We start from the raw sequence: 12,021 nt of genomic DNA, 5'->3' as shown, positions 1-12,021 counted from the left end.
ACAAGTCATAGCTCTCCGGCGATGACACCTGCCCGGAAGGCGGCCCACTCGGTGGCCGTGAAGCGGAGCGGTTCTCGCCTGGGGTTCTTGGAATCGCGGACCGCCCTTGCGCCGCCGGGAAGTTCGGCGACCTCGACGCAGTCATGTTCCGCGCCGCTGGCGGACGCCTTGCGCCATATCGCCCCGGTGAGGTCGCATGCGTACAGGTCAGCCTTGGGGTCGTTCACTTCCGGTGGCCCTCTTCCAACTCGGCGATTCTCGCGAGCGAGTCCTCCACGGAAAGCGCGGTCGCGCGGATGCGTTCGAAGGCTTTGGCGAAGGGCGTCGCGTCGTCGCCCTCAACGTACGTCGCGCCGCTGAGGTTTTCCAAGAGCACTACTGATGGCATGGGTTGGGGAAATCCGGTCAGGGTGAAACCTCCCACCACACCGGGGTGCGCCGTAGAGTCCAGCGGCATCAACTGCACGGTGACGTTCGGCATTTCCGAAACGTCGAGCAGCCGTTGTAGCTGCTCGCGCATGGTCGTTGGACGCACTGCGAAGCGCTGGTGCAGCGCTGCCTCGTGAACGATGGCCCACAACTCCGGCGCTGAGCCTGGGCGGGAGAGCACGGACTGCCGGGCCATCCGTACCTCCGTCAGGGCGGCCACCTCTTCCGGCGTGCGCGAGGTTGTCACGCCGGTGATCGTCTCCCGTGCGTAGGCGGCTGTCTGCAAGAGGCCGGGCACGACCAGCGGGGACCACGAGCAGATCGTCTCCGCGTCCGTTTCGAGGGAGATGTAGTCGGCGTAGGTGGGCGAGACGATTGCGCTGTACGTCTGCCACCAGCCCTTCTTCCCGGCGTCGCGCGCCAGGGCGCCAAGAGCGTCCCTCACCCTGATGTCCTCTACGCCGTAGACCGTCAGCAGAGAACCCACATCCGCAGGCCTGATCGATTGGGTGGCGCTCTCGATCTTCGAGAGCTTCGGTCCCCTCCAGCCCATTGCTCCGGCAGCGGCCTCAAGAGTCATCCCTGCTTCATTGCGAAGGCGACGCAGGCTCGCGCCCAGGCGACGGCGTCGAACGGTAGGTACGAGTGGCGAGTTGGGCATGTGCGGAGTCTGGCAACGCCGGCGCGTGGATCGCACACCGACGCGAGAACTTCACTCAATCGGGTTGGAAGTTTTCTACCTGAGGGAGAAAATCCCGGGTTTGGTCGAAGCTGGAGCAGTTCCAGTCGACGACCAAGGAGGCCAACGACATGCACCCCACCGCACCCCTCACTCCGCACCCTGCGTTCCTCGACACGAACGTGCCTGCCACGCGAATCACACCCGGCTTCTACCTCCGGCACCGCCCCCACGGCTTCGCAGTACACCTCTGTGCCTCATCACAAAACCTGTGTGCTGTACGGCAATTGGCCCGTGCCGACCTGCTGGCGCAGGGCATCGAAGCCGACGCCGTCGACTCCACGCAGCTTGTCCTCTCCGAGCTGGTGGGCAACTCGGTGCGCGCCTACGGCGACTGTGTGCCGCTCGTGGTCGAGGTGTACGTGATGTCGCACGGCGTCGCGGTAAACGTCCACGACCCGGACCCCAGCACTCTGCCGAGGCGCCGGGCGACGCCGCTCGACAGTGCGGAGGCCGAGGCCGGGCGGGGGCTGGGGTTGGTCGATCTGCTCGCACCGGGGTGGCGCGTACGACGGTCCTCCATCGGGAAGCAAGTGCGCTGCCGGGTGCCTGCCGAGCCGGGGTGGGGCTGAAGCGGGCCCGTCTCCGGGGCGTTCGACGGCGTGGTCCGGAAGCGCACCGCTCCTTGAGGGCGGCATTGACACCGGACAGCGTCCCGGGCGGCCGGCGCTCACGGGTGCGGATGAGGACGGGTGCGGCTGGCGGCTGGTCCTCGTATCGGGCTGGCCACGCGCTGGGACTGGCACCCGCGCCCGGACGAGCCGGGCAAGACGGTCTGGGCGGAGTACACACTTCCGGCTTCGCCCAGCCCCTGGTCCGTCGGGTGCGGCGCCTACCTCAAGGGATTCGGTGAGTGACGCCACCTGGCGCAACCTTGCCATCGAAGCCCTCCGCGCGGCCGGGGTGAAGAACATCGCGGCCGGCTTCCGTCGCAACCCCCACTACCCTCGCCGCCCCCTCGCACTCCTGCTCGGCCTCGGTTGATAACGAACCGGGCGTCGTGAAACTGCGCCCAAAGCCCTGCCTGTCCCCCTGGTGAGCCACACGCAAGTGCGCGCCAGGGAGTGACGATTTCTCGCCTTGCTTTCCATAGCGTTCTGGTCGTGGCCGCAGAGCCCCGAAATACACACCGCTTTGAAATACACACCGCTTTGAAATGCACGCCGCGTTTGAAGTGTGCACCGCTTTATGGAGGCAATGGATGAACCGCAGGGTCAAGGCAACCGCCATCGCCGCACTCTCCTCCGTCGTGGTCGGCGCCGCGCTCATCGCCTGCGACGGACCCGTGTCGACCGCGGAGAAGACCGCCGGCAAGGTCACCGAGGAGACCGTGGAGAAGAACCTCGGGGACGAATACCGGGACGGGGACCAGTTCTCCGGCACCAAGAAGATCCGGGTCGGAAAGCACTTCGTGAACGTCTCCTGCTCGGGCGACGCGACGGAGGGCAAGCCTCTCGTCATGCTGATGGCCGGCGGCGGTGACGGACTGGACACCATGGCCGACCTGCAGAAGACACTGAGTGAGAGGTCCCGGGTCTGCTCCTACGACCGGCTCGGCGAGGGCAAGAGCGACCAGCCGAACGGCCCCCAGACCATCGACGACAGCGCCAAGATCCTCACCGGCGTGCTCGACCGCCTCGCCGGTGACCGCTCCGTTGTCCTGGCCGGCCACTCGCTGGGCGGGTACATCGCCGCCCGGTACGCCCCCGACCACCCGGACCGGATCAAGGGACTGGTGCTCATGGACGCCACCATCCCCGCCCTGACCGCCGGCATTTCGAAGGCGATCCCCGAGTCGGCCACCGGCATGGCGGCCGAGCTGCGCGACCAGACCATGGCGGTCAACGAGGGCCAGAACCCGGAGCAGTTCATCATCGCCGACACGCAGGTCCGCTCCGCCGGGAAGATCCCGGTGCAGATCATCAAGCACGAGTCCCAGTACGCCGAGGTCCCCGAGTACGGGCCCGCGCTGGAAGAGATGTGGTCCAAGGGCCAGCAGCAGTGGCGCGCGCTGTCCTCCCGCAGCACGCTCAGCACCGCCGCGGGAACCGGCCACTACATCCACGTCGACCGCCCCGACATCGCCGTCAAGGCCATCCAGCGCGTCACCGCACAGGCGGCACAGGCCGCACAGGCCGCCGGGAACAACCGCTAGCCGGTGCCCGTCCCCCACGGGAGCTACGCCCAAGTGCGCTCTGCGTGGTGACGATCCCGGACCACGAAATCCCTAGCGTTTGTCCTGGCCGCGGCGCGCACGCCGACGTGCTTTTTCCGAAGGAATTCAAAGGAATTCAGAGGGGTTCTCATGAGGTTCGTCTGGCAGCTTCTGGCCGTCGTGGCAATTTCGATCGCAGGCGGTCAGGGCCTTGCCGCGGTGGACGGAAAACCGTGGCTCCAACTGGTCGTCGGCAGCCTGGCCGCCGTACTCGCGATATTCGTCTACGGCTGGGTGGTGCGGCGGACCGAGCACCGCCCGTCCACGGAAGTCGGACTGGAGGGCGCCGCCCCCGCGGTCGGCCGGGGCCTGCTGATCGGTGCCGCGATGTTCTCGGCCGTCATCGTGAACCTCTTCTCCTCCGGGCAGTACGAGGTCGACGGCCTCGGATCGCCGACGGGCGCGGTGGGACTGTTCGGCTTCATGGCCGCTGCCGCCGTGACGGAGGAAGTCCTCTACCGGGGTGTGCTGTTCCGCATCGTCGAGGAACGCACCGGCACCTGGATCGCGCTGATCCTCACCGGCCTGCTCTTCGGCGCGTCGCACCTGCTCAACCCGAACGCGAGCCTCTGGGGCGCCTTCGCCATCGCGATCGAGGCCGGCGGCATGCTCACCGCCGCGTATGTCGCCACCCGTAGGCTGTGGGTGCCGATCGGCGTGCACTTCGGCTGGAACTTCGCCGCGTCCGGCATCTTCAGCACCGAGGTCTCCGGCAACGACACCCCGCAGGGCCTGCTGAACTCCTCGATGTCGGGCCCGGAACTGCTCACCGGCGGCGACTTCGGCCCGGAGGGCAGTGTGTACGCGATCCTGTTCGGCGTGCTCGTGACGATCGCGTTCATGTGGCTGGCCCACCGGCGCGGCCACGTGGTGCCCCGCCGACGCGCCGACCGGAACGACGCCACCACTAGGCTCGTCCGGTGATCGCCCTTCGGAGAGCCCTCCTCCGCATCCGGCTCCGCCGGACCCCGGGCCAGTGGCTCCAGTTCGACGTGACGGCCTGGTACCTCGTCCTCGGCCCGCTGCTGCTGGCCGCGTCGTTCCTCCCCTCGCTGCAGAACCACGGCACACAACTCGGCGGCGTCCCGAACCGGCCCTTCGACACACTGGCCGTGGTGGTCATCGCCCTGGAGAGCCTCCCGCTGATGATGTGCCGCCGGTGGCCGGTGGCCGGCGTGGCACTGGTGTCGGTGGGCTTCGCCCTGGACCAACTGCTCGGCTACCACTCGCTGGCCGGTACGGCGCTGGCCCTCGCGCTGCTCGGCGCCGGGTCCCGGGTGGAACAGCACCGCCGCGCCACCGCCCTCGTCCTCTCCGTGGCGTATGTACCGCTGGCCGTCGTCCTCTCCCGGCACGGCTCGGGCGAGTCGACGAGCGGGTTCGTGATGTTCTACGTGGCGACGGCCCTGGTCTGGGGCATGGGGGCGTGGCTGCGCGCCGCCCGCATCGCGGAAGTCGAACGCCGGCGCCGCGTCGCCGAGGAGACCCGCACCGCCGAACGCACCCGCATTGCCCGCGAGTTGCACGACGTGGTGACCCACCATGTGACGGCGATGGTCGTGCAGACCGAGGCGGCCCGCTATCTGACCTCCGCTCCCGAGCGCCTCGAACAAGCCCTGACCACCGTCTCGGAAACCGGCCGGCAGGCCATCGGCGACCTGCGGCACCTGCTCGATCTGCTCAACCCCGACCACAGCCCGCAGCCGACCGAGCACATGACCGCGCATGCAGGCACCCTCGGCACCCTGGTGGAACAGACGCGCAGGGCGGGCCAGCCGGTGGAGTTCACCGAGGAGGGCACCCCGCCGGAGTCCACCGGCAGCGCCCACCTGGTGGCCTACCGGGTGGTGCAGGAGGCCCTGACGAACGCCCTCAAGTACGCCCAGGGCATTCGCACTTCGGTTATGGTGCGCCACGGCGACAAGGAGATAACCGTGGAAGTCACTACGGAGGCATCCGGCTCGCGGGCGACATCCCTCGGCGGCAGCGGACGTGGCCTGGCCGGGCTGCGGGAGCGGGTCGACGTCCTGGGTGGCGAGTTCAGCGCGGGCAGGCGCACGGGCGGCGGGTTCGTGGTGCGGGCGCGCATCCCCGCCAAGGGCCCGTCGTGACAGCGCCGATCCGGGTCGTGGTCTGCGACGACCAGCTGCTGATCCGCACAGGGCTGGTGACGATCATCGACGCCCAGCCCGACATGGAGGTGGCCGGCGAGTGCGGCGACGGACAGGCCGCCGTCGACCTCGTCGGCCGGCTGCGTCCGGACGTCGTCGTGATGGACATCCGTATGCCGGGACTCGACGGCATCGGGGCCACCCGGCTGCTGGCCGGGTCCGGGGTGCCGCACCCCGCCAAGGTGCTCGTGGTGACGACGTTCAACCTCGACGAGTACGTCTACGAGGCGCTGCGCGCCGGGGCCAGCGGGTTCCTGCTCAAGGACGCGCCGCCGGACCGGCTGCTGCACGGCATCCGCACCGTGGCCGTGGGCGCCGCCCTGCTGGACCCCGAGGTGACACGTCAACTGGTGGGCAAGTACGCCGCCCGTATCCGTCCCGCCGAGGACGGCGCGGCCCAGGACATTCCGCTGACCCCCCGCGAACTGGAGGTCCTGCGCCTGATCGCGGACGGCCTGTCCAACAGCGAGATCGCCGCGGCCTTGCTGATCAGCCGGGAGACCGTCAAGACGTTCGTCTCCCGCATCCTCACCAAGCTCGGCCTCCGCGACCGCGTCCAGGCCGTCGTCTACGCCTACCGGCACGGGCTGGTGACCTGACGACCGGCGGTCGATGACCGGCGTTCGGGGCGGCATACGGCCGGGGCGCCTTCGTTCTGCGAGCCGCTGGTGCGCGGGTGGTTCACGGGCATGGCCTGCCCCTCGCCATGGCCGTCGGCCGATCGGTGTCCGATCAGCTCCCTCGCGAACCGAACCCCCGTCGGCCACACTGACTCCATGGAATACGTCGGCCGGGTGCCCGCCCCGCCGCTCCACCGGTACATCGACGACATCTACTGCCTGACCGGGGCGCCGCGGCACCGTCGGATGAATGTCCCTCCGATGCCCTCGGCGCATCTGTTCATCAACCTGGGCGGGCCCGCTCGCCTGTGGGATTCCGACCCCTCGGTGCCGTCGGCAGTGTTCGCCGATGGGTGGTTCATGGGGGTATGGACCAGGCGTTTCCTCGTCGAGTACCCCACGTGGGTGCGGCTCGTCGGGGTGCACTTCAAGCCTTGGGGGATGTCGCCGTTCGTGGATGTGCCGGCGAGTGAGCTGCGGGATCGGTGGGTGCCGGTGGATGCCGTATGGCAGCGGTCTGTGGACCGGATTCGCAATCAGGTCGGTGACCTCGCATCCGCCACCGAGACCCTGCGGGTCGTGGAGGCGGAGCTGCGGGCGCGGCTTGCCGAGGCGCCGTCGCGTGGTCTCGGGCTGGTTCTGCATACGGGCCGGCGTTTGGAGGCGTCCTACGGGACGGTTCCGGTCGGGGCGCTGACCGAGGCCGCCGGGGTGAGCGGCAATCACCTGGCCACGCTGTTCAAGGCTCATGTGGGGGTCACGCCGAAGCGGGTGGCGCGGATCTACCGGTTTGCGCGGCTGATCCTGTTCGTGGATGCCCTGCGGCCGGTCGACTGGTCGGAGCTCGCGCATGCGGCGGGCTACTTCGACCGGGCCCACTTCAGCAGGGAGTTCAAGGACTTCACCGGTCACACCCCGACGGAGTACCTGGCTCTGCGGCGCCGGTTTCCCGCCGAGCCGGGGTTCCCGCCGGATGCCGGTCCGATGCCGGCTGATTGATTTTTTACATGCCCAGTCACCTCCCGGGGCGACAGGATCGGGGGCGAGCGCGCAGGGAGAGTCGACCGCGCGGGGAGAGTCGACAGGGAGAGCCGAGGAGAACCCGTGGGCACAGTGATCATGCACAGCGTGGTGTCGGTGGACGGCTTCATCGCCGACGACAACGACGACGTCGGGCCACTCCACGATTGGTATTTCAGCGGGGACACCCCGATTACCGAAGGCGGCGACCAGCAGTACGACCATTCCGGCGTCGGAAGCGGCTTCAAGGTGTCACGTGCATCGGCGGAGTACGTCCGGCCGATGTGGGAGTCGATCGGCACGATCGTGATGGGCCGCTACTTCTTCGACCTGATGAACGGCTGGGAAGGCAACCAGCCCGCCGGCGACCACGTGGTTGTGGTGTCCCATCGGCCCAAGCCCGAGGGCTGGCACCCCGAGGCGTCGTACCACTTCGTCGACGGCGTGACGGCCGCGATCGACAAGGCCCAGGAGCTCGCCGGGGAGCGCGTGGTCGCGGTGAACGCCGGCGAAGTAGGCGGCCAGATCCTCGCGGCCGGACTCGTGGACGAGGTGGCGATGGATGTGGTGCCGGTGGTGTTCGGGTCGGGCAAACGCTACTTCGGCAGCATCGATGGGCAGCGTCTGCTCGAAGATCCCCACGTGGTCATCCAGGGCGACCGGGTGCTGCACCTGAGATTCAAGGTTCGCCGTTAGGTACGCCGCTCTGACTGACGGCCGCCCTTTCGCGACAGCGCCTCGACGTCGCGGACGGTCGGTCGGCTGCATCTAAGGATGTACGACGGTTTCCTCCGGCCGCACGACGATCGCGCTCCGAAGCGCCGAGAACCTGGAGGTATGCCCAACAGCCTCCGCGCGTCCAAGGACGACGCGTCCATCGCCCCTACCTCCGCCCCGGCCCGGCTGCCACTCCTCGACGTGCTCCGCGGCGCCGCGATTCTCGGCACGCTCATGACGAACGTGTGGATCTTTGCGGCGCCTGGCTCGGAGTGGGCGTTCTTGCAGGGCGTGCCCATGCCGGATCCGGTTGATGAGCCTGTCGAGGCGCTCTTCCGGTTTCTTGCGGACGGGAAGTTTCTGTCGTTGCTGACGATTCTGTTCGGGGTCGGGCTGGCCATCCAGTACGACTCCGCCGCCCGCCGGGGGACTCCGTGGCCGCGGGGGTATCGGCCCCGTGCGCTGTTTCTGTTCGCCGAAGGCACCCTGCACTTCGTGCTGGTCTTCGGATTCGACGTGCTGATGGGGTACGCCCTTACCGCTCTGCTGGTCGCCCGGTTGCTGGCGCGTTCCGATCGGGTTCGGCGGGTGGTGATGTGGGCGTCCGTGAGTCTGCATGTGGTGTTGATGTCGCTGATCACGCTTGCCCTGCTGGCCGATCCCTCCGAAGACTCCGGAAATGGAGACTCCGGAAATGGCGTGTCCACAGCCGCCGTCGACGTGTACGCGCACGGCAGTTGGGCCGATCAGATCTCCTTCCGGCTCGAGAATGCTCTCGCCCTTCGGATGGAGCCGGTCATCTCCTTCGGGCTGCTGGTCTTTCTGTTTCTGCTCGGGGTTCGGCTGCATCGGGCTGGTGCGTTCGCGCCGAACGACGGCGGGCGGAGGCTGCGGGCTCGGATGGCGGTGTGGGGGTTGGGGCTGGGGCTTCCGTTCAATGCGGCCTTGTGGCTGGGGGGCGAGGAGTTCTTCTTTCTCGGGCGGTATGTCGCCGCCCCGGTGGTCGCCGTCGGGTATATGGGGCTGGTCGGCGTCCTCCTGGACCGTGGGTGGTTGCCGGCCTTGCTGACCCGGGGGCTGTCCTCCGTCGGGCGTACGGCGCTGTCCTGCTACGTCCTGCAGAACCTGCTGTGCATGCTCGCCTGCTACGGGCTCGGCCTTGGGCTCGCCGAGCGGTTTGCAGACAGTGGGCCATGGTGGGTGATGGGGCTGTGGGGCGCGGTGTGTGTGCTGCTCGTCGTCGGGTCGACTCTCTGGCTGCGGAGGTTCTCCCATGGGCCGCTGGAGTCCGTACAGCGCAAGGCTCTGCGTCGTCGCTGAGCCGGTGCGGCGGGGAACGCGGCGTGCCACTGTGGCGAGCAACCTGGCCCGGGAACCTCGCGGCGGCGAAGCGGGCGGCCAATCGCGGGGCGAAGCGAGGGCGTCCCGCCGCGACCACCCCCCAATCCGCCCAGCCCGCCCCCGTACACAACCGCTTCGCTTCGGCTTACCCTGATTTTCCCGCATGGGCACACGAGGGGGACACGTGGGGTTACGGGACGTCGGGGGCTCCCTATCGCCAGGCGTTGGGGCGTGGCGGGCCCGGGTGCGAGACCGCGCGGGCGCGGGCAGCGTGGGTGCCGGGGTGCTGGTGTCGGATCGGTCCGTCCTTACCTGCGCGCATGTGGTCGAGGCGGCGCTGCGTCTGGCGGGGCCTCATACCGGGGCGGCGCCGGAGGGGCGGGTTCTGGTGGATTTCCCCGCCTCGGTGCAAGGGCGGGCCGAGGCGGTCCCCGCCCGCGTGGCCGAGGACGGTTGGCTGCGTCTGCCTCCGGCGGGTGATCTGGCGGTGCTGCGGCTGGAACGTCCTCTCCCAGGGGGTGCGGGGCTCGCTCCGCTCGGCAGGTGCGGCCCGGACATCGGCGGGACCGTCGCCGTGTACGGGCATCCGATCGGAGTGCCGGACGGAGTCTGGGCACGAGGGCAGGTGGTGGGGGCCGGTGGCACCCACCCGGGGTGGCGGCAGATCGACGGACTCGACTTCGTCGGCGTTTCCGTCACGAAGGGGTTCAGCGGGGCGGGTGTGTGGGATCTCCGGCGCGGTCTGGTCGTCGGTCTGCTTGCCGCGGTGCTCGCGGCGCGTTCGACGGAGTCCGTCCCTGCGGCGCGGGTTGCCTGGATGATTCCGCTGGACGTGCTCGACGGGACTCCGTTCGCCGTTGACGCGCGCGCCGTTGACCGCGCCGCCGCCCTACCGGCTCGCGGTGCCGAGCCCCCGCCTCCCAGTGTCCTGTGGCCCCTCGTGGATCGGTTGCTCGCGATCGAGTCGTTCAGGGTCGACGGCGGGCAGCAACTGTTGAGCCAATTGCCGTCGGAGGTCGTTTCGGGGGTTGGGCGGCAGAACAGTCCGAAGGTGCAGCTCTATCAGATCGTGCGCAGATGCGGGGAGTTCGAAGGGGGCCCGGCGGCCCTGGTGACAGCGGTGCAGTGGATGGAGGGGGACACCACCGCGGTGAACAGCTTTGTGGAAGAGGCGAGGAAGACCTGGCCGGACCGGTTGGGCAGTGATGGCTGACTCCGCGGTGCCCCGGGACTCGCAGTCCGCAGCCCGGCTGGCGGACGCTCTCATGAAGGTGTCGGCGCTGGACGACCTGGAGGTCCGCCGCATCTGCGTGGTCGACGCCATGGAGCGGTTGCGGCTGCGGCTGTCCGTGCCCGAGTTCGACGACAAGAAGATCCATATGGTGGCGATGGTGCGTGCCTTTGGATCCGTACCCGATGGCTGGCGCCATCTCGCCGAAGCCGTACAGCACTTGGCGGACTACGACCTGCCGTCCCGGCATGCCGCCGCGCTCGCCCATCCGGTCGTCGCGCCACTGCTCGCCGAGCCCCACCAGAACGAACTGAGCGAACTGTTGGCAGGGCTCGACCGCACCACCGTGCCTGAGCTCGCCGCCGTGTATCACTCGGCCGCCGGCGCCCACTTCGGCCCGCTGCCAGGCATCGTCCACACCGCGTGGGACGCCTATCAACTGCTCGCGCACACCAACCGCCCGGCCGACGGAGCCCCTCGTACTGTGCGGTTCCTCCAGGAACTCGCCGTCGTGCTCACTCCGGAGCGCGGGGACGCGATCCGGTCCTGGGTGAGTCGTCAGGTCCGCGGCAGCGTCCAGGACAACCTGGAGGCCCAGGGCATCTTGGACAAATCCCGTACTCACACGGGCAGTTGGCGTACCGAGCCCGACCATCCGGCCCATGTGCTCATCCGGCTTGCTCCGTCGACCGGTTCGCCCGATCGCGTCGACCTCACCTGCTGGGCGAACCACGGACCGGCCTGGGCGCCCCGTCGGCGCGCGGAGCGTTCCCTTCCGATGTCCGAAGTACGGCGTTGTGTGGCGACCTTGATAGACCGTGAGGAGATCCGCCTCCGCGCCCACCGGGGCAGCCTCGTACTCGAATTCATACTCCCCTTCTCTCTGGTGAACGAGCCGGTGGAGGAGTGGTCCCGGCACGGGGCCTTCGGCGAGGAGAAGGTGTGGGACAGCGAGTTCGGCGGGCCGCCGCTCGGACAGGATTACCAGGTCGTGATACGCAGCCTGGAGCGCATCGAGGCACTGCAGTTGCACCGGGTGTGGAACGAGCGCTGGGACGTGCTGGCCGCCGACGCGGGGAGCGCACGGATGCACCGTTGCGACGAGGGCGACGGAGCGCGGCACGAACACCTCTACGCGCGTCTCGTGGAGGACCCCGCGGTCGTCCTGATGACCTTGGGATCTCCGCCCGACGGACAGCACGGCAGGAGTGAGTTGCTGACGGGCTTGCAGGCGGGTCTCCCGCTGTTGATGTGGAGCAGATCGGGACCGCTGACAGAACTGGCGCGCGTCTTGGCCGAGGATGCGCTGGAGGGCGAATTGACCGACGTTCTGGGCCGGTTGACGCGCTTGCGCTCCGCTCCCGGTACGGGGGACCATGGCGGCGGGGGCTCCACCGGCCCTCGTATTGCCGTGCTATGGGACGATCCGAACAGGCTTCCGGAGGTTCCGGAGCCGATTGCTTGAGAAGCACCGAGGCGCTGCACAACCCACTAGTGTGTGGCCGACCTGAGCGCCGGTCACGGCACCATCGTGACTG

The 12,021-nt window shown here is 68.8% G+C and carries 14 protein-coding genes; 12 read left to right on the top strand and 2 right to left on the bottom strand.

Annotation, left to right across the window (positions count from 1 at the left end; all coding sequences use genetic code 11):
* Positions 1-5: 5 nt before the first annotated feature.
* Together AB0I98_RS28575 and AB0I98_RS28570 are read right to left on the bottom strand one after the other, a co-directional pair.
* Complete coding sequence (locus tag AB0I98_RS28575; RefSeq protein WP_362946862.1) at positions 6-227, bottom strand: DUF397 domain-containing protein; 222 nt, start codon at positions 225-227, stop codon at positions 6-8.
* Positions 224-1,090: a helix-turn-helix transcriptional regulator gene (locus AB0I98_RS28570; protein ID WP_362946859.1), complete on the bottom strand. Its 867-nt coding sequence runs from the start codon at positions 1,088-1,090 to the stop codon at positions 224-226. The genes AB0I98_RS28575 and AB0I98_RS28570 overlap by 4 nt, the downstream gene beginning before the upstream one ends.
* Before the next feature lie 149 nt (positions 1,091-1,239).
* Here AB0I98_RS28570 and AB0I98_RS28565 point away from each other — a divergent pair, with 149 nt between their 5' ends.
* The 12 genes from AB0I98_RS28565 (at position 1,240) to AB0I98_RS28510 (ending at position 11,948) form a co-directional block, all read left to right on the top strand.
* The gene (locus tag AB0I98_RS28565) at positions 1,240-1,740 is read left to right on the top strand and encodes an ATP-binding protein (RefSeq protein WP_362946856.1); all 501 of its coding nucleotides are present in this window, start codon (positions 1,240-1,242) and stop codon (positions 1,738-1,740) included.
* A 120-nt stretch (positions 1,741-1,860) separates the two neighbouring features.
* Positions 1,861-2,025: a hypothetical protein gene (locus tag AB0I98_RS28560; RefSeq protein ID WP_362946853.1), complete on the top strand. Its 165-nt coding sequence runs from the start codon at positions 1,861-1,863 to the stop codon at positions 2,023-2,025.
* Positions 2,018-2,152 carry a hypothetical protein gene (locus AB0I98_RS28555; protein ID WP_362946850.1) on the top strand — a complete coding sequence of 45 codons (135 nt, stop codon included), beginning with the start codon at positions 2,018-2,020 and terminating at the stop codon, positions 2,150-2,152. The genes AB0I98_RS28560 and AB0I98_RS28555 overlap by 8 nt, the downstream gene beginning before the upstream one ends.
* A gap of 217 nt (positions 2,153-2,369) precedes the next feature.
* A complete protein-coding gene (locus AB0I98_RS28550) occupies positions 2,370-3,323 on the top strand; it encodes an alpha/beta hydrolase (RefSeq protein ID WP_362946847.1) in 954 nt (317 codons plus the stop codon).
* 150 nt (positions 3,324-3,473) lie between these two features.
* On the top strand, positions 3,474-4,307 hold the full coding sequence (locus tag AB0I98_RS28545) for a type II CAAX endopeptidase family protein (RefSeq protein WP_362946844.1): 834 nt from the start codon (positions 3,474-3,476) through the stop codon (positions 4,305-4,307).
* Positions 4,308-4,375: 68 nt separating this feature from the next.
* Positions 4,376-5,494: a histidine kinase gene (locus tag AB0I98_RS28540; protein WP_362947030.1), complete on the top strand. Its 1,119-nt coding sequence runs from the start codon at positions 4,376-4,378 to the stop codon at positions 5,492-5,494.
* On the top strand, positions 5,491-6,153 hold the full coding sequence (locus tag AB0I98_RS28535) for a response regulator transcription factor (RefSeq protein ID WP_362946842.1): 663 nt from the start codon (positions 5,491-5,493) through the stop codon (positions 6,151-6,153). Before AB0I98_RS28540 ends, AB0I98_RS28535 begins: the two co-directional genes overlap by 4 nt.
* A 177-nt stretch (positions 6,154-6,330) precedes the next feature.
* Positions 6,331-7,173 (top strand): helix-turn-helix domain-containing protein, encoded by an 843-nt coding sequence (locus AB0I98_RS28530; protein WP_362946839.1) that lies wholly within the window; start codon positions 6,331-6,333, stop codon positions 7,171-7,173.
* A gap of 105 nt (positions 7,174-7,278) precedes the next feature.
* Positions 7,279-7,890 carry a dihydrofolate reductase family protein gene (locus AB0I98_RS28525; RefSeq protein WP_362946836.1) on the top strand — a complete coding sequence of 204 codons (612 nt, stop codon included), beginning with the start codon at positions 7,279-7,281 and terminating at the stop codon, positions 7,888-7,890.
* 141 nt (positions 7,891-8,031) lie between these two features.
* A complete protein-coding gene (locus AB0I98_RS28520; protein WP_362946834.1) occupies positions 8,032-9,231 on the top strand; it encodes a DUF418 domain-containing protein in 1,200 nt (399 codons plus the stop codon).
* A gap of 292 nt (positions 9,232-9,523) precedes the next feature.
* The gene (locus AB0I98_RS28515; RefSeq protein ID WP_362946832.1) at positions 9,524-10,465 is read left to right on the top strand and encodes a trypsin-like peptidase domain-containing protein; all 942 of its coding nucleotides are present in this window, start codon (positions 9,524-9,526) and stop codon (positions 10,463-10,465) included.
* Complete coding sequence (locus AB0I98_RS28510; RefSeq protein WP_362946830.1) at positions 10,458-11,948, top strand: hypothetical protein; 1,491 nt, start codon at positions 10,458-10,460, stop codon at positions 11,946-11,948. The genes AB0I98_RS28515 and AB0I98_RS28510 overlap by 8 nt, the downstream gene beginning before the upstream one ends.
* Positions 11,949-12,021: the final 73 nt, after the last annotated feature.

The sequence above is a fragment of the Streptomyces sp. NPDC050211 genome (assembly GCF_040656035.1).
In the GTDB taxonomy this organism is placed as follows: domain Bacteria; phylum Actinomycetota; class Actinomycetes; order Streptomycetales; family Streptomycetaceae; genus Streptomyces.
The sequence above is the reverse complement of the archived record's forward strand: the minus strand, read 5'-3'. Positions and strand labels throughout refer to the sequence as shown.